20 protein-coding genes are annotated in these 15,508 nt (G+C 29.7%); 6 read left to right on the top strand and 14 right to left on the bottom strand.

Annotated elements, in window-relative coordinates; genetic code table 11:
- Positions 1 to 10: 10 nt before the first annotated feature.
- From ACMCMH_RS07155 to ACMCMH_RS07140, 4 genes are read right to left on the bottom strand one after another with little or no spacing between them, the layout of a single operon-like run.
- Entirely contained in the window at positions 11 to 862 is an 852-nt protein-coding gene (locus ACMCMH_RS07155; RefSeq protein ID WP_412724062.1) for a DsbA family protein, read from the bottom strand.
- A complete protein-coding gene (locus tag ACMCMH_RS07150) occupies positions 810 to 1,316 on the bottom strand; it encodes an FxsA family protein (protein ID WP_412724060.1) in 507 nt (168 codons plus the stop codon). The genes ACMCMH_RS07155 and ACMCMH_RS07150 overlap by 53 nt, the downstream gene beginning before the upstream one ends.
- Positions 1,316 to 1,726: a thiamine-phosphate pyrophosphorylase gene (locus ACMCMH_RS07145; RefSeq protein ID WP_412724058.1), complete on the bottom strand. Its 411-nt coding sequence runs from the start codon at positions 1,724 to 1,726 to the stop codon at positions 1,316 to 1,318. Before ACMCMH_RS07145 ends, ACMCMH_RS07150 begins: the two co-directional genes overlap by 1 nt.
- Positions 1,719 to 2,447, bottom strand: coding sequence for a Bax inhibitor-1/YccA family protein (locus ACMCMH_RS07140; protein WP_412724056.1), 729 nt, complete (start codon positions 2,445 to 2,447; stop codon positions 1,719 to 1,721). The genes ACMCMH_RS07145 and ACMCMH_RS07140 overlap by 8 nt, the downstream gene beginning before the upstream one ends.
- A 194-nt stretch (positions 2,448 to 2,641) precedes the next feature.
- Between ACMCMH_RS07140 and fabZ the strand changes: the two genes are divergently transcribed.
- The 5 genes from fabZ to mreC are packed head-to-tail and all read left to right on the top strand — an operon-like array spanning position 2,642 to position 6,924.
- Positions 2,642 to 3,085 carry a 3-hydroxyacyl-ACP dehydratase FabZ gene (gene fabZ / locus ACMCMH_RS07135; protein ID WP_412724054.1) on the top strand — a complete coding sequence of 148 codons (444 nt, stop codon included), beginning with the start codon at positions 2,642 to 2,644 and terminating at the stop codon, positions 3,083 to 3,085.
- A gap of 4 nt (positions 3,086 to 3,089) precedes the next feature.
- Positions 3,090 to 3,869 (top strand): acyl-ACP--UDP-N-acetylglucosamine O-acyltransferase, encoded by a 780-nt coding sequence (gene lpxA / locus ACMCMH_RS07130; protein ID WP_412724052.1) that lies wholly within the window; start codon positions 3,090 to 3,092, stop codon positions 3,867 to 3,869.
- A 4-nt stretch (positions 3,870 to 3,873) separates the two neighbouring features.
- Positions 3,874 to 5,106, top strand: a complete 1,233-nt coding sequence (gene clpX, locus ACMCMH_RS07125; protein ID WP_412724050.1) for an ATP-dependent Clp protease ATP-binding subunit ClpX — start codon at positions 3,874 to 3,876, stop codon at positions 5,104 to 5,106.
- Between the two features lie 11 nt (positions 5,107 to 5,117).
- Positions 5,118 to 6,149 (top strand): rod shape-determining protein, encoded by a 1,032-nt coding sequence (locus ACMCMH_RS07120; protein WP_412724048.1) that lies wholly within the window; start codon positions 5,118 to 5,120, stop codon positions 6,147 to 6,149.
- The gene (mreC, locus tag ACMCMH_RS07115; protein ID WP_412724046.1) at positions 6,142 to 6,924 is read left to right on the top strand and encodes a rod shape-determining protein MreC; all 783 of its coding nucleotides are present in this window, start codon (positions 6,142 to 6,144) and stop codon (positions 6,922 to 6,924) included. The genes ACMCMH_RS07120 and mreC overlap by 8 nt, the downstream gene beginning before the upstream one ends.
- Here the strand turns inward: mreC and ribE are convergent.
- Positions 6,914 to 7,528 carry a riboflavin synthase gene (gene ribE / locus ACMCMH_RS07110; RefSeq protein ID WP_412724044.1) on the bottom strand — a complete coding sequence of 205 codons (615 nt, stop codon included), beginning with the start codon at positions 7,526 to 7,528 and terminating at the stop codon, positions 6,914 to 6,916. The two genes, mreC and ribE, sit on opposite strands and share 11 nt — an antisense overlap.
- Positions 7,529 to 7,540: 12 nt before the next feature.
- Entirely contained in the window at positions 7,541 to 7,693 is a 153-nt protein-coding gene (locus tag ACMCMH_RS07105) for a hypothetical protein (protein ID WP_412724042.1), read from the bottom strand.
- A gap of 286 nt (positions 7,694 to 7,979) precedes the next feature.
- Here ACMCMH_RS07105 and nfo point away from each other — a divergent pair, with 286 nt between their 5' ends.
- Positions 7,980 to 8,864 carry a deoxyribonuclease IV gene (gene nfo / locus ACMCMH_RS07100; protein WP_412724040.1) on the top strand — a complete coding sequence of 295 codons (885 nt, stop codon included), beginning with the start codon at positions 7,980 to 7,982 and terminating at the stop codon, positions 8,862 to 8,864.
- Positions 8,865 to 8,917: 53 nt separating this feature from the next.
- Here the strand turns inward: nfo and accA are convergent, their stop codons facing one another.
- The 8 genes from accA to ACMCMH_RS07060 form a co-directional block, all read right to left on the bottom strand.
- Positions 8,918 to 9,850: an acetyl-CoA carboxylase carboxyl transferase subunit alpha gene (gene accA / locus ACMCMH_RS07095; protein WP_412724038.1), complete on the bottom strand. Its 933-nt coding sequence runs from the start codon at positions 9,848 to 9,850 to the stop codon at positions 8,918 to 8,920.
- A gap of 10 nt (positions 9,851 to 9,860) precedes the next feature.
- The gene (locus ACMCMH_RS07090) at positions 9,861 to 11,114 is read right to left on the bottom strand and encodes a beta-ketoacyl-ACP synthase II (RefSeq protein ID WP_412724036.1); all 1,254 of its coding nucleotides are present in this window, start codon (positions 11,112 to 11,114) and stop codon (positions 9,861 to 9,863) included.
- A gap of 116 nt (positions 11,115 to 11,230) precedes the next feature.
- Positions 11,231 to 11,455, bottom strand: coding sequence for an acyl carrier protein (gene acpP / locus ACMCMH_RS07085; RefSeq protein ID WP_412724034.1), 225 nt, complete (start codon positions 11,453 to 11,455; stop codon positions 11,231 to 11,233).
- Positions 11,456 to 11,539: 84 nt separating this feature from the next.
- Positions 11,540 to 12,283 carry a 3-oxoacyl-ACP reductase FabG gene (gene fabG / locus ACMCMH_RS07080; RefSeq protein WP_412724032.1) on the bottom strand — a complete coding sequence of 248 codons (744 nt, stop codon included), beginning with the start codon at positions 12,281 to 12,283 and terminating at the stop codon, positions 11,540 to 11,542.
- A 19-nt stretch (positions 12,284 to 12,302) separates the two neighbouring features.
- Positions 12,303 to 13,175, bottom strand: a complete 873-nt coding sequence (locus ACMCMH_RS07075) for a carbon-nitrogen hydrolase (RefSeq protein ID WP_412724030.1) — start codon at positions 13,173 to 13,175, stop codon at positions 12,303 to 12,305.
- Between the two features lie 12 nt (positions 13,176 to 13,187).
- Entirely contained in the window at positions 13,188 to 14,183 is a 996-nt protein-coding gene (locus ACMCMH_RS07070; RefSeq protein WP_412724028.1) for an agmatine deiminase family protein, read from the bottom strand.
- A gap of 4 nt (positions 14,184 to 14,187) precedes the next feature.
- A complete protein-coding gene (locus tag ACMCMH_RS07065; protein WP_412724026.1) occupies positions 14,188 to 14,751 on the bottom strand; it encodes a hypothetical protein in 564 nt (187 codons plus the stop codon).
- A gap of 3 nt (positions 14,752 to 14,754) precedes the next feature.
- The gene (locus ACMCMH_RS07060) at positions 14,755 to 15,507 is read right to left on the bottom strand and encodes a 7-carboxy-7-deazaguanine synthase QueE (RefSeq protein WP_412724024.1); all 753 of its coding nucleotides are present in this window, start codon (positions 15,505 to 15,507) and stop codon (positions 14,755 to 14,757) included.
- Position 15,508 lies beyond the last annotated feature (1 nt).

Genomic DNA, 15,508 nt, shown 5'->3' with positions numbered 1-15,508 from the left:
TTATACCTATCTATTTTAAATATTTTTCATATTTACTTCTAGTTCTATCAATCTCACCATCAAAAAAGAGTGTTGGAGTGCCATTTACAAAAGCTTCTTCTGAAAACTTAATCTCTTTTTGTAATCTTTCATCTAATTTATTATCATTAATTTGATCCGTTGTTATATTTGTTTTGAAAACCTTATTAAAATGATCTAATGCAACTTGATCATCTTTTACTTTATACGCATCATAAAGAGTACCAAAATTTGTGTTATAAAGAGTATACTCAACATTTTTGATGCCCATATTTTTAGCAATCATAGAAGCTTTAGCAAGTGTTTGTGCAGTTGGATGCATTTGTAAAGGCAAAGAGTAATAATATAAAGCAATATTATTAGGATTGTTACGAATATTTTTTATAATTGTAGGAATTTCATCTACACATATAGGGCATAAAGGATCACTAAAAACAACTAAACTATGTTTAGCATTAGGATTACCCGCAATTAGATTCTCTTTATTAAAAAACTTTTTAGTTAATGTTGGATATAAAATATCTTTAAAAGACTGTTTTGTTTTGATATTAATTAATTCTGGGGATATAAGTTTTCCATTTGTAAATAAAGTATCTTTTTGATTTAATTGTTTTCCATTTACAGTAAATGTCAAATTGAAAACATAACCATACCATCCATTTTGTTGTAGATCTTTTTTTAGTACAATTGAAACATTATTTAATTCAATGTTCTGACGCTTTAAAATACTTGCTATTTTTTTCTTTTCATACTGTAAGATATCGTCATCTATTTTTTTATCCGCAAATAGATTAGTGCTTAAGAGTGTTATTATCATCAATAACTTCAACATCAATAATTTCATCTTTATTCCTTTTGTAATTTGTATTATTTGTATTTTTTGTATTTGCATTAGTAAATCTACTAGTATCATAACCAAAATCAGATGAACTAAAATTTGTAGTATATGTTGTTCTTTGTCTAGGCGTTTTGAATTTAAATATTTTACTCATTATTACAACTAAAAAAGAGAACTGCATTAATAAGCCTAAGAAATCAGTAAAAAAACCCGGTACTATAAGCAACACAGCTCCCATTGCTTTTCCTACATTGGTATTGATAAATTCTTCTTGTGTAATTTGACCTACTCGAGCCTTTGAAATACTTTCCATTAACGATACTTTAAAGTTTTTTAAAATTATTATTCCAATAATTGCTGTGATAATAATTTCAAAAAAAGTATTCAATCCGCCAATTTGTCCTGATATAGATGATGAAATCATAACTTCTAAAAAAAGATATATAAAAAAATAAATCATCAAACTCCTTTATTTAATTTATGACTAGAAAGTATAGATTTTTCTAATTGGTACAAATCATACCGAATAGACTTAAATTTTTCACTTATATCAGTATCGATTAATTTAGTAAATTCTTCTAAAACACGAGAACTTTCTTGTGCTCTTTTATAATTTGCAATTAATATAGAAGTTAAATCTGTTCTATTTTGCTCAGACTTAGTGGAACTCTTTAAAACATCATTTTGAATATCTCGTGAACCTAACAAATCGTTATAGACATCAATTCTAGCAGAATGCCGTAATTTTTTTAACTTTGTTGCAATATCTTTATCATTAAAAATATAACGATAAATGTCTTCAACTACACGAATACCTTCACGAAGGCGATTTAAATTTGCGTCTATTAGACGCAAATTTTCTTTAGTCATCTTTGCTATTAAAAGCAGCTAAGATTTGTAATAAAGATATAAATAGATTCAAGAAATCTAAGTAAAGTGCAATAGCAGCTTCAATAGGAGTAGAAAAACCACCTTTTATAATTTGTTGTGTATCATATAAAATAAATGCACTAAATATTAAAGCTCCAGCTCCAGCAATTGCCAACTGTAAAATTGGTGACTGGAAAAATATGTTACTTAAACTTGCTACAATTAAAATAATTACAGCAATAAAAAGCATTTTACCCATAGAAGAATAATCTTTTTTTGTTGATAAAGCAAACATTGATATTCCACCAAAAGCAACTGAAGTCATTAAAAATGCTTGAGCTACTATAGAAGCTCCACCTGGCATATTAAATACACTACTCAAAAGAGGAGTAATAGTTAATCCACTAACAAATGTAAATGCAAAAAGAACTGCAAGATTGATTCCTGGTTTATCCTTAACAGCATAAATTCCAAACAATAATGCAAATTCTAATATTACAAGTCCCCAATACCAACTTGATATTGCACTCACCATTCCTAAACCTATATATGCACCAGCACTAGCAGCTAACAATGAACTAGCGAATAACTGATAAGTACTCTTTAAAAAAGCCATAATATCAGCAGGTGCTGACTGTTCTTCTCGTGATGAAGAGTATGCTTCATCGTTCCGTGAATAACTCTTATCGTTATTATTAGATAAATAATCTCTGTTGTACATTAATATTCCTTTTAATTTTGTATTATGATTTTATAGTTATTTACTTAAATCTATCTTTAAAATTCATAATTAACATCTTTCATTTACATACTTACTTTTATTTATAGTAATTATAAACTTTTTTAAGATATAATCTATGTAATTTTAAAGATGTAAAATATTTAAAGACCGTTAATAATTTAGGAGTTATATAAATGTTAGATGTAGTAGAGATTCAAAAGATACTTCCTCATAGGTATCCATTTTTATTAGTAGACAAAGTTACAGAAATGGTACAAGGTGAAGATATTATTGCTTATAAAAACATTTCAATTAGTGAACCAGTTTTTCAAGGGCATTTTCCAGGGCATCCTATCTATCCAGGTGTTATGATACTTGAAGGTATGGCACAAGCAGGAGGGATATTAGCTTTAAAAAGTGCAGGACTTTCTGATGAAGAGTTACAAAATAAAGTTATCTATTTTATGAGTATAGATGGAGCAAAATTCAGAAGCCCTGTTAAGCCTGGTGATAAATTAGAATATAGAATTAAAGTATTGAAATTAAGAAAAAATCTTATTGTTTTAGATGGTAAGGCATATGTTGATGATACACTGGTGAGTGAAGCTCAGCTAAAAGCTATGGTTGTAGATAAATAATAGTATGAATATTCATAAAACAGCTATTATAGAAGATGGAGCTATTATTGCAGATGATGTAACTATTGGTCCTTTTACTATTATTGGTCCAAATGTAACAATTGGAAAAGGTACAACGATTGCTAGTCACACCTTAATTGAAGGTTATACTACAATTGGTGAGAACAATCAAATTTTTTCACATGCAGTATTAGGTACTATTCCTCAAGATTTAAAATATAATGGGGAAGAGACTTATCTCAAAATTGGAGATAACAATACTATTCGAGAGCATACTTTTATAAATACTGGAACAGCTGGTGGTGGATACAATACAATCATAGGAGATGGTAACCTGATTATGGGGCATGTTCATATGGGTCATGATTGTATTATTGGTAATAATATTGTCATCGCTAATTCTACAGTTTTAGCTGGTCATGTTGAGATTGCAAATAATGCTGTTATTGGTGGTATTAGTGCTGTTCATCAATTTTGCAAAGTTGGAGAGTATGCAATGCTTGGTGGTGGTTCTATTGTTGTTCAAGATATTCCACCATATTGTATATGTGAAGGAAATCGTGCTTCTTTGAGAGGACTTAATATAAATGGTCTAAGAAGAAATTTCAAAAATAGAGAAGATATCTCAGAGATTAAAAAAGCATATAAACACCTTTTTGAATCGGGGAATGCACTACAAGAGAGTGCCAAAGAACTTATAAACAATTCAAAAAATAAAAATGTAAAGAATTTAGCTCAATTTGTACTTGATACAAAACGAGGTATCCCTTTTACAAGAAAGTAAGAAAATGAAAAAAGAAAAACTAATTTGTGATTTTTGTGGCATAGAAGACACTGTACAAAACCCTGTAATTGCAGGGGAAAATGCAACTATTTGTCAGTCTTGTGCTAAATCTGCATATGAAATAATAGAAAAACATAAAACAGAATCATCGGATTCAAATGAGTTAACAGATGTTTCTAACTCAACAATTCAACAAAATATTTTAACACCTAAAGAGTTAAAAACAATTTTAGATGAGTATGTAATAGGACAAGAGAAAGCAAAAAAAGTTTTAAGTGTTGCTGTTTACAATCATTATAAAAGAATATTTAAACAATCTGATAGTGAAGATATCACAGAATTAACAAAATCAAATGTACTTTTAATAGGTCCAACAGGAAGTGGTAAAACTCTACTTGCACAAACTATTTCAAAATATCTTGATGTACCTTTGGCTATTGCAGATGCAACAAGTTTAACAGAAGCTGGTTATGTTGGTGATGATGTTGAAAATGTTGTAACAAGGCTAATACAAGCTGCTGATGGTGATATCAAAAAAGCTGAACAAGGAATTATATTTATTGATGAAATTGATAAAATTGCTAGAATGAGTGAAAACAGAAGTATCACTAGAGATGTAAGTGGTGAAGGTGTTCAACAAGCTTTACTTAAAATCGTTGAAGGTAGCCAGGTAAATGTTCCACCTAAAGGTGGAAGAAAACATCCAGGACAAGACTCTTTACAACTAGATACTACAAATGTATTATTTATTTGTGGTGGTGCATTTGATGGTATGAAAGATATCATTGGTAAAAGAGAAGGTGGTAATATTTTAGGTTTTAATCAAGAGAAAAAAACTAAAGTAGAACAAGAAAATATTATGGAAAAAATTGAAGCAGATGATTTAGTAAAATATGGTTTAATCCCAGAATTAATTGGTCGACTTCACATGACAGCTATTTTAGAAGAGATAGATGAAGATGCAATGATTCATATATTAAAAGAACCAAAAAACTCTTTAGTAAAACAATATACAAAACTTTTTAAAATGGATGATGTAGATTTAGAGTTTGATGATAAATCATTGATTGCTATAGCAAAAGCAGCTATTGATAGAAAAACTGGAGCAAGAGGTCTGCGGTCAATTTTAGAAGATATTATGTTAGATGTTATGTATGAATTACCTGAATATAAAGGTAAAAAAGTTACTATAACGGAAGATGTTGTAAATAAAATAAAACTACCAAAAGTAGTATAAAAGGTATAAAAATGATTTTTGATAAGTTTATTGGTTGGTTTTCAAATGATATGGCGATAGATCTTGGTACAGCAAATACAATTGTATCTGTAAAAGGGAAAGGGATCATCATCAATGAACCATCAGTTGTAGCAGTTCAACATGACCGATATGGAAGAGATAGAATTTTAGCAGTTGGAAAAGAAGCAAAACAAATGATAGGAAAAACACCTGTAAATATACAAGCTGTTCGACCTATGAAAGATGGTGTTATTGCTGATTTTGAAATGACTGAAAGAATGATTCGATACTTTATAGAAAAAGCACATGGAAGAAAATCATTCCTTAGACCAAGAATCATTATTTGTATCCCTCATGGAATTACTCAAGTTGAAAGAAAAGCCGTAAGAGAGTCTGCATTAAGTGCAGGAGCTAGAGAAGTTTATCTTGTTGAAGAACCAATGGCTGCTGCTATTGGAGCTGGTATTCCAGTTAGTAGTCCAAATGGTTATGTTGTTGTTGATATTGGTGGTGGTACTACAGAAATTGGTGTTACCTCACTTGGTGGATTAGTGCTTAGTAAGTCAATTAAAGTAGCTGGTGATAGATTTGATAAATCAATTGTTGATTATGTAAGACAAAACTTCAACCTTTATATTGGAGAAAGAACTGCTGAAAATATTAAACTTGATATTGGTACAGCTATTAAACAAACAAAAGATACTACAATTAAAGTAAAAGGAAGAGATAGTTCTGGACTACTTACTACTATTGAACTTACAAGTGAAGGTGTTAGAACAGCTTTACATGAGCCTTTAAAAGAGATTTCACTTGCAGTTCGACAAGTGCTGGAAGAGATGCCACCTGATTTAGCAGGTGATGTTGTTGATAATGGTGTAGTTTTAACTGGTGGTGGAGCACTTATACGAGGCCTTGACAAATATCTGGCAAATGATATAAAACTGCCTGTTAGAGTTGCTGAAGATCCTCTACTAGCTGTTGCTTATGGAACTAGTAAAACTTTAGATGAAGAATCACTCCTTAGACTAATATCGAATGAATAAAAAGTTTACACTTTTTATACTAATTTCCACAATTAGTATTTTATACTTTTTCAACATAGAAAAAATTATTCAAAATAAACTTTCTATGTTAAATCAATCTATTAAAACCTCTTACATAGAACTATTTGTTACATTAAATAGTTCTATAGAAAAATATATCAATCAAATTGATTATATTACTCAACTTAAAGATTCAAATAACGAACATTTAAAATATAAACTATTATATGATATAAAAGTAAGTGAATTAAAAGAATTGAAAACCAACCAAAGTTCACTTTCTACTTTAGATTTAGAGCTTAAAAAAGTTAAAGTGTTATCTTACTACAAGTTTAATGATTACTCAAGAGTCATTATTAACAAAACAGATCTTAATAGTTCTAAAATCTATTCATTAATAACTTTTGATGGTTATAGTGCGGGTATTGTGTTAAATAAAAACAATACTTCAATTGCCTATTTAAACGAAAATGTAAAATGTAACTATACTGTTTTTATAGGTGAGAACAATGTACCAGGTATTACTAGTGGAATTTTAGACAATGGTCAACTTCTTATACGATATGTACCTATTTGGCAAAATATTTCAATTGGTGATGAAGTTATTACAAGTAGTATGGATGGAATATTTCCTTTTGGGATTAAAGTAGGAAAAGTAAGTAAAATCGATATTCAAGATAATATTCAAGAGATATCAATTACACCTTATGCAAAAACTTTAGGAAATCGTAATTATTATTTATATGAACACAAAAAGACAATATCTAATAACTAGACATTATCTTATCAACAGTATCCCACGATAAACCCTCTTTTTCATCTCTTTTAAACATATTAAAAATATATCGTGCGAACATATCAGTTTCAATGTTAACTTTACTATTAATCATATATGATTGGAATAAAGTGTTTTCTAAAGTATGAGGAATGATTGTTAATCTAAATTGATCTTTCATCACTTCATTTACTGTTAAACTAATCCCATCAACTGTAATTGAACCTTTTGAAATAACATATTTCATATATTCACTTGGGATTGAGATGAAAAAATCTGTCGAATTTCCATTTTGCACAATATTAGTTATTGTTCCTAAACAGTCCACATGACCTTGAACAATATGACCTTCAAAACGATCACCCATCATCATTGCAGGTTCCATATGAACAGAACCTTTATAATTTTCCATTGCTAATATTGCTTGGGATTCAGGAGATAGTTCAACACTAAATGTATCACCCTCAATCGCAACAACTGTTAAACATGCACCATTTATAGCTATACTATCACCTATTTTAGGTTGATAATCTGCTCTTACTGTTAAAATATTATCACTGAAATTTACTACTTCAGCCATCTCTCGTATAAGTCCTGTAAACATATTTGGATTATATCATAACTTTGATTTAAGTAAAAGATTGTAAACTACTTTTAAAGAATACAAGGTTATCAATATTAAAACTTTATCATTTTTTATTTTTGCTTTCATGCTAGTTGGATGTGTTTCTAACCAACCAACACATTCTGTAAGTTCTACAATTCTCATTAAAACACCTCATATGAAATATCATGATAATGGTTTTATTGTTTATTATAAAAACTATGTTCATTTGCAATTATTTAATGTTGGTAATGTAATTTTAGACTTATCAATATATAAAAATAAAATTTGCCAAAGTACTTTTAAATGTATAGATTCAAAAAAATTTAATCAAAAGTATATTGACTCATCTTACAGTGATGATTTTTTATATACACTTTTTACAAGTAAAAACATCTACTTTAAAGACAAAAAAAATAAAATATTGATCAAAGTGAAATAAAGGAAAGAAATGAGTAAATTTGTTGGAGCACATGTGAGTGCAAGCGGTGGTGTGCAAAACGCACCTTTAAATGCAATTGAAATTGGTGCCAAAGCATTTGCATTATTTACAAAAAATCAAAAAAGATGGGATGCAAAACCATTTGATACAAAGACATTAGATGCATGGTTTAAAAACCTTGAAGAGAGTAAAATATTACCAAAACATATTTTACCTCATGACAGTTATCTTATTAATCTTGGAAATCCAGATGGTGAAAAACTTGAAAAATCACGAAATGCTTTCATCGATGAACTAGAAAGATGTGATATTTTAGGTCTTGATAGATTAAATTTTCATCCTGGAAGTCACCTACAAAAATTTGGTAAAAAAGATCCTGAATATAATGAAAAAATACATTATGCAGAATTGGAGTGCCTTGATTTAATTGCAGAGTCAATAAATTTTGCTCTTGATAAAACAAAAAATGTAAAAGCTGTTATTGAAAATACAGCAGGTCAAGGTACAAATCTTGGTTATAAATTTGAACATTTAGAGTATATTATAGATAGAGTTGAAGATAAGAGTAGAATTGGAGTATGTATAGATACCTGTCATATGTTTACAGCTGGATATGATATAAGAACAAGAGAAGCTTATGATAAAACATGGAATGAGTTTGACAAAATTGTTGGAAGAGAATTTTTAATGGGTATGCATATAAATGACTCTAAACCAGCTTTAGGAAGTCGAGTAGATAGACATCATAGCTTGGGAGAGGGCGAGATAGGATGGAATGCCTTTGAGTACATTATGAATGATTCTCGAATGGATGATATTCCATTAGTATTGGAAACAATTGATGAAACTATTTGGGATCAAGAGATAAAAAACTTATACAAACTAGTAAAATAAAAAAAGCCCCTATTATAAATAATAGGGGCTTTTTTAGTCTTCAGAAAGTAATGTTATGCAAAACTTCCAAGAGTCATAAGTCGATCATATCTTTTTTGATCTCTTTCATCCTTAGAAAGCTTTTTCAATTCTGCAACTTGATCTAAAAAATAGTCACCTAAAGCAGAAACAGCATCTTTTGTATTTCTATGAGCTCCAATTAATGGTTCATTAATAACATCATCAATTAAATTAGAATCTTTTAAATATGATGGTGTTATTTTTAAAGCACTTGTAGCAGTTTCCACCATATCTTGATTTTTCCATAAAATACTTGCACACCCTTCTGGCGAAATAACAGAATATACACTATATCTCATCATTGCCAACTTATCACCAATAGAGATAGCTAACGCACCACCAGAACCACCTTCACCAATAACTACAGATACTATAATAGTATCCAAATCACTTAATTCAAATAAGTTTCTCGCAATTGCTTCACTTTGACTTCGCTCTTCAGCTCCAATACCTGGATATGCACCCGGAGTGTCTACTAAAAATAAAATAGGTAAGTTGAATTTTTCAGCAAGTTTAGCAGCTCTTAAAGCTTTTCTATATCCTTCAGGATTAGGCATACCAAAATTTCTTTTGATTTTATTTTTAACGCCTCGACCTTTTTGTTCACCAATAACTACACATTTTGTATCACCTATGTACCCTAAAAAACAAACAATAGCTTGATCATCTGCAAGATGTCTGTCACCATGAATCTCATAAGAATCTGTCATTAAGCCTCTTATATAATCCATAGCATAAGGTCTATCAACATGTCTTGCTAACTTTAGTTTTTGAAAATCTGTTAGATTTGAGTATGTTTTTTCTACCTCTTTTGATAGTTTTTTCTCTAAAATTGATACAGCATATTCATCTGCTTTTGTTTTTGCAACAATAATTTCATCTTCAATTTTTTTTAAATCTTGTTCAAAATCTAAATATGTAGCCATAGTACCTTACCTACTTTGTGTATTTTTTCATAATAATAACACCATTTGTTCCACCAAAACCAAATGAGTTACTCATAATTACATTAACATCTGCTTTTCTAGCAGTATTTGGTACATAATCTAAATCACAATTTTCGTCAGATTCTATTTGATTAATTGTTGGAGGGATTACACCATCATCCATAGCTTTAATTGCAATAATAGCTTCAACTGCACCAGCTGCACCTAAACAATGACCAATTTGTCCTTTTGTAGATGTTACAGGAGGACAATTTTCAGCTCCACCAAATAATTCTTTTAATGCCGCTGTTTCATTCTTGTCATTTACTGGTGTTGATGTTCCATGAGCGTTAACATAATCAATTTTTAACTCACCACCATTATTTTTTTCAGCCATTGAATAAGCAGCTTTCATAGCTCGTAAAGGTCCATCCATTGTTGGTGTTGTAATATGATTTGCATCGCCACTTTCACCAAAACCTAGAACCTCAGCATAAATTTTTGCACCTCGTGCCTCTGCAGACTCTAGAGTCTCAAGAACAAGTGCTCCAGCACCTTCACCCATAACAAAACCATCTCTATTTTTATCAAATGGTCTTGATGCAGTTTTAGGATCATCATTTCTTGTACTTAAAGCTTTCATTGATGCAAATCCACCAACACCAGCAGCACATACAGCAGATTCAGCACCAACAACTAACATTTTAGTAGCTCCACCAAGTGCAATTGTTTTATATGCATCTGCAATAGCATGAGTACCAGCAGCACAAGCTGTAACAGCTGAAATATTTGGTCCTTTTAGATTATGCTGAATAGTAATAAAACCACCAAGCATATTAACTAATGAAGATGGAATAAAAAATGGAGAGATTTTACTAGGTCCTCTATTTGCACAAACAACAGAATTTTTTTCTATATTTGTCATACCACCAATACCAGAAGCAGCTACAATACCAAATGACTCAGAGATATCATCACTAACCTTATTATCAGTAACTAGTGCTGCATCTTCCATAGCTTCTTGAGCTGCGTGAATACCTAACTGTATAAATCTATCAGCTTTTTTAGCCTCTTTTTTACCCATAATTGCTGTTGGATCAAAATCTTTTACTTCCCCTGCAATTTGTGCTGTAAACTCACTTGCATCAAAAAGTGTTATCTTATCTATACCTGTTTGACCATCAACAATCGCTTTAAATGAATCTGTTACATTTGATCCAAGCGAATTTATCATCCCTAAACCAGTTACTACAACTCTTTGCATATTATCACTCCATATTTATAAACTAAATAAAATTAAAATTATTTTAACTTTATTTAAATTATATTGATAGCTAAAGATAAAGTTTTCTTTATCTAATAACTATCCGTAAAAAAAGATTATTTATTGTCTTCGATGTATTTTAATGCATCTGCAACAGTAAGAATACCTTCTGCATCTTCATCAGGGATTTCGATATCAAATTCTTCTTCTAAAGCCATTACTAGTTCAACAACATCTAGTGAATCTGCTCCTAAATCCTCAATAAACTTTGAGTCTTCTTTTACTTCATCTGGATTACAATCTAGTTGTTCAACTACAACTGCTTTTACTTTTTCTAACATAATTCTTCCTTTTTTAATTAAAATTCTTGTAATTATAGCATATTTTCTTTGAAACCATTCTTTTTATTTCTTATTCAAGAATGTTTATACATATAATCCACCATTTACTTTTAATATTTCACCTGTAATATAAGCAGAATGATCACTTAATAAAAAGGCAACAGCATCAGCTACATCTTTAGCTTCACCAAATCTTTTAAGTGGAATATTTCTTGTATATTCTTCTTTTACTTCATCTTTTAATTCATCAGTCATATCAGTTCTAATAAATCCAGGAGTCACACTATTAAATCGAATACCTCTAGCAGCACCCTCTTTTGCAAAAGATTTAGTCATACTATTTACTCCACCTTTTGATGCTGAATAGTTTGTTTGTCCAGCATTTCCCATCTCACCAACAATAGAAGAGATATTCACAACTGAACCAAATCTTTTTTTACTCATCGCTTTTAGTGCATCTCGACAACCAATAAATGTAGATTTTAAATTTGCATTTATTACATCATCAAAGTCATCTATACTCATTCTTAATGCTAGTTTATCTTTAGTAATACCTGCATTATTTACTAAATAACTAATTGCACCATCTGCCTCAACAATAGTTTTAATAATATTTGACCAATCAGCTTCAACTGAAACATCACCTTTAATAACTGCAGCAGTTCCACCAGCAGTTTCAATCTGCTCTTTTAATGCATCTGCAATTTCGGGTTTACTTCTATAATTAATCCATACTTTTAAACCATAAGTTGCTAGCTCTTTTGCAATCTCAGCTCCAATTCCTTTGCTAGCACCTGTTATTAATACATTTGTTCCTGTAAATTTCATATAATTTTCCTTTTTAAATTTAATCTATATATCTTTTAGTGATGTTATTATAACATTCTATTCTTCTATCTCGTAAAAATGGCCACCATCTTCTTACATTTTCACTTCTATTTAAATCTATATCTGAATACAATATCTCTTCATTTTGATGGTTTGCATATGCTAAATACTCACCTTGAGCTCCGAAAACAAAACTATTTCCCCAAAATTGTGTGCCTTTGAGTACTTGTGAATCATCACTTTCAAATCCTACTCTATTTACAGTAATTATGGGAAGACCATTTGCAACAGCGTGTCCTCTTTGTACCGCTATCCAAGCATCAAGTTGTCTTTGTTTCTCATCTTCACTATCATCTTCAAACCATCCTATTGCTGTTGGATAGATAAGTATTTCAGCACCTTTGAGTGCCATAAGTCTTGCAGCTTCAGGGTACCACTGATCCCAACAAATTAAAACACCAAGTTTTCCTACACTTGTCTGTATTGGTTCAAAACCCATATCCCCTGGAGTAAAATAAAATTTTTCATAAAATCCTGGGTCATCAGGTATATGCATTTTTCTATATTTTCCAGCAATTGAGCCATCTTTTTCAAATACTACAGAAGTATTATGATAAAGTCCTACTGTTCTTTTTTCAAATAGTGAAGTTACAAGAACCACATTATTTGCTTTTGCAACATTAGCCCAAAATATAATATCTTCTTCCCAAGAGTTTGCTAGATCAAAAACATCAACATTTTCATTTTGACAAAAATAGTATGTTTGATGAAGTTCTTGAAGGACTATTAAATCAACATCATTTTTTGATGCTTCTTCAATTTTTAAAACTGTTTGATTTACTGTTTCCTTTTTTGAAGCATAATATTTTTGTTGTATAAGCGCCGTTTTCATAATAATACCTCTTTATATTTTAGGATATTGCATTGTCACACAATGTAAACTTCCATGTTGTCGTATCAATGTTTGACAATCTACTCCTACTACATCTCTACTTGGAAAAATTTGTTTAAATATTTGTAAAGCTTTTTCATCATTTTTATCATCATAAGTTGGTACTAAAACCGCTCCATTTATGATCAAAAAATTTGCATAGGTTGCAGGTAATCTTTCATCACAATCATACTTTGCTTCTATCCACGGCAATGCTATTAACTTAAAGCTTGTTCCATCTAGTTGTTTAAATAAGGAAAGTTCATTTTCCATCTCTTTTAATGCTTCATAATGTACATCTTCTATATCATCACAACTTTGATACACTATTGTATCTTTTGCAACAAACCTTGCTAAAGTATCTATATGACTATCTGTATCATCACCTTCTAAATATCCACTATTTAGCCACAATATTTTTGATGCTCCAAAATATTCAAGTAAACGCTTTTCAATACTATTTTGAGAAAGAGTAGGATTTCTATTTTTTTCCATTAAACATTGTTTTGTTGTCAAAATAATACCATCACCGTTACTTTCAATAGCACCACCTTCTAATACAAAAGAGATACTTTTATGATAATATCCTTTCAGTAATCCTTTTAGTTTCATTTGCATAGTGATTTGATTGTCTAATTTATAAGCAAACTTTTTTCCCCAAGCATTATATTTAAAATCTAAAATTACTTTCTTTCCATTATCATCAACGGTAATACCACCTAAATCTCTTGACCATGTGTCATCACTATTGATTTTTACAAATATTAAATTGTTTTTATTTGAGAATAGTGATTTTACATATGTAAGATTATTAGCAATTATTAAGCATTTCTGATATTTTGCAATTGATTTTGCAATATTTACAAAAGTATTAAGTGCTTCATCTAAGTAGTCAATCCAATCTGTATTTTCATGTGGAAATACAAGCTGAACAAACTCTTGTTTTTCCCACTCTGCTGGTAGATACATAGTGTTATAAATTTCCTTTTAAAAATGATCTTTTCTCTTTTGGTTCCTCTTCTTCTGCTAAGCCAAAACCAATATTTTTATTCGTTGTTGTTTGTGAACCTTCAACTTTTTTGTTTTTTTCTGTTTTTTTCATTATTGCATTTAGTCTTGCTTTTTTAGCTGCAATTTTTCTTTGAACATAAGTATTAGTAAATTTTCTTTTTTTATATGGCTCCGCTATCATAATAGTATCTAATTTATTTAATTTTGAAATTGTAGGGAAAAGGTCCCTTCTATCATGAACTTTAAAAAGATATAATTTAGTATTTTTTTTATCTACAAATTCTAATTCCAAATCATTGATAATTGTAAATATTGCCCCTATACTTTTAAAACGAACTTCTATGATATTATCAAAAGTATAAATACTCCCTTTTTGATTCACATAGTATTCTTCGTTTGCTTTTACTTTATATATACTATCTCTATCAAAATACTTATAGAAACAAACATTTCTCACTTTGTTAAAGTAACACTCTTTAGAAAAAGAAAAAGTAAAAAGTAAAAATACAATAAATAAAATTCTCATTTTTTAAACACCTCTTTTGTTATTCCAAACTCTTATATGTAATCTATCTGAATACTTATATCCTTTTTCCAATGCAAGTTCAATAACACTCAAAGAGTTTTTATCAATACTTTCAGAAGTATCACCTAAAGGCATAAGATACACTTCACATTTGGGAATTTGTTTTGTAATTTGAAATATCTCTTCTGTTGCGTCTTCAATAAATGCTTTATCTACAACAAATTTCAAATAACTTGTTTTTGAAGTACTTAAAATATTTTGTAGTGTTTGAATATTAACTCTTTTTGAAAGCTTTTCACCACTATTGCTCAATTTTACACTCATTGAGAACATTAACTTTTGATGCCAAGATTGGTTTAGTTCTATATCTATTGAAGCATTTGTTTCAATTGTTACTAAAAAATCATTTTCTACATAATATTGTAAAAAATTTTGAAACTCAGTATCTTTCCAATACAGTAATGGTTCACCACCTGTTATCACCAAATCAACTTTATAAGATGGTAAGATTTTTGTAACTTCAAAAATTAACTCTTGGCTTGTTTTATATTTTTTCCATTCATCACGAAAAGCACTATCTGAAGCATAAAAACTATCACAAGAGCATTTTTTAATACCGCTTGGTGTTTCATATTCCACTTCAAATCCAGGACATTGCATATTGCATTTTCCAAAGCGTACAAATACAGAAGGGTTTCCAGTACATTTTCCTTCACCTTGAATCGTTGGTCCAAAAATTTCATTTATCTCTAACATT

This window comes from Arcobacter sp. 15-2 (assembly GCF_047159865.1).
In the GTDB taxonomy this organism is placed as follows: domain Bacteria; phylum Campylobacterota; class Campylobacteria; order Campylobacterales; family Arcobacteraceae; genus JAIOSF01.
The sequence above is the reverse complement of the archived record's forward strand: the minus strand, read 5'-3'. Positions and strand labels throughout refer to the sequence as shown.

Excerpts from the sequence above, each read along its gene's own strand:
- ACMCMH_RS07105 (WP_412724042.1), bottom strand. The coding sequence starts at position 7,693 with ATGAGAATTGTAGAACTTACAGAATGTGTTGGTTGGTTAGAAACACAT.
- mreC (WP_412724046.1), top strand. The coding sequence starts at position 6,142 with ATGAATAAAAAGTTTACACTTTTTATACTAATTTCCACAATTAGTATT.
- fabZ (WP_412724054.1), top strand. The coding sequence starts at position 2,642 with ATGTTAGATGTAGTAGAGATTCAAAAGATACTTCCTCATAGGTATCCA.
- ACMCMH_RS07065 (WP_412724026.1), bottom strand. The coding sequence starts at position 14,751 with ATGAGAATTTTATTTATTGTATTTTTACTTTTTACTTTTTCTTTTTCT.
- ACMCMH_RS07150 (WP_412724060.1), bottom strand. The coding sequence starts at position 1,316 with ATGATTTATTTTTTTATATATCTTTTTTTAGAAGTTATGATTTCATCA.
- ACMCMH_RS07075 (WP_412724030.1), bottom strand. The coding sequence starts at position 13,175 with ATGAAAACGGCGCTTATACAACAAAAATATTATGCTTCAAAAAAGGAA.
- lpxA (WP_412724052.1), top strand. The coding sequence starts at position 3,090 with ATGAATATTCATAAAACAGCTATTATAGAAGATGGAGCTATTATTGCA.
- ACMCMH_RS07070 (WP_412724028.1), bottom strand. The coding sequence starts at position 14,183 with ATGTATCTACCAGCAGAGTGGGAAAAACAAGAGTTTGTTCAGCTTGTA.
- ACMCMH_RS07140 (WP_412724056.1), bottom strand. The coding sequence starts at position 2,447 with ATGTACAACAGAGATTATTTATCTAATAATAACGATAAGAGTTATTCA.
- accA (WP_412724038.1), bottom strand. The coding sequence starts at position 9,850 with ATGGCTACATATTTAGATTTTGAACAAGATTTAAAAAAAATTGAAGAT.
- ACMCMH_RS07145 (WP_412724058.1), bottom strand. The coding sequence starts at position 1,726 with ATGACTAAAGAAAATTTGCGTCTAATAGACGCAAATTTAAATCGCCTT.
- ACMCMH_RS07155 (WP_412724062.1), bottom strand. The coding sequence starts at position 862 with ATGAAATTATTGATGTTGAAGTTATTGATGATAATAACACTCTTAAGC.
- nfo (WP_412724040.1), top strand. The coding sequence starts at position 7,980 with ATGAGTAAATTTGTTGGAGCACATGTGAGTGCAAGCGGTGGTGTGCAA.
- ribE (WP_412724044.1), bottom strand. The coding sequence starts at position 7,528 with ATGTTTACAGGACTTATACGAGAGATGGCTGAAGTAGTAAATTTCAGT.
- acpP (WP_412724034.1), bottom strand. The coding sequence starts at position 11,455 with ATGTTAGAAAAAGTAAAAGCAGTTGTAGTTGAACAACTAGATTGTAAT.
- ACMCMH_RS07120 (WP_412724048.1), top strand. The coding sequence starts at position 5,118 with ATGATTTTTGATAAGTTTATTGGTTGGTTTTCAAATGATATGGCGATA.
- ACMCMH_RS07090 (WP_412724036.1), bottom strand. The coding sequence starts at position 11,114 with ATGCAAAGAGTTGTAGTAACTGGTTTAGGGATGATAAATTCGCTTGGA.
- ACMCMH_RS07060 (WP_412724024.1), bottom strand. The coding sequence starts at position 15,507 with ATGTTAGAGATAAATGAAATTTTTGGACCAACGATTCAAGGTGAAGGA.
- clpX (WP_412724050.1), top strand. The coding sequence starts at position 3,874 with ATGAAAAAAGAAAAACTAATTTGTGATTTTTGTGGCATAGAAGACACT.
- fabG (WP_412724032.1), bottom strand. The coding sequence starts at position 12,283 with ATGAAATTTACAGGAACAAATGTATTAATAACAGGTGCTAGCAAAGGA.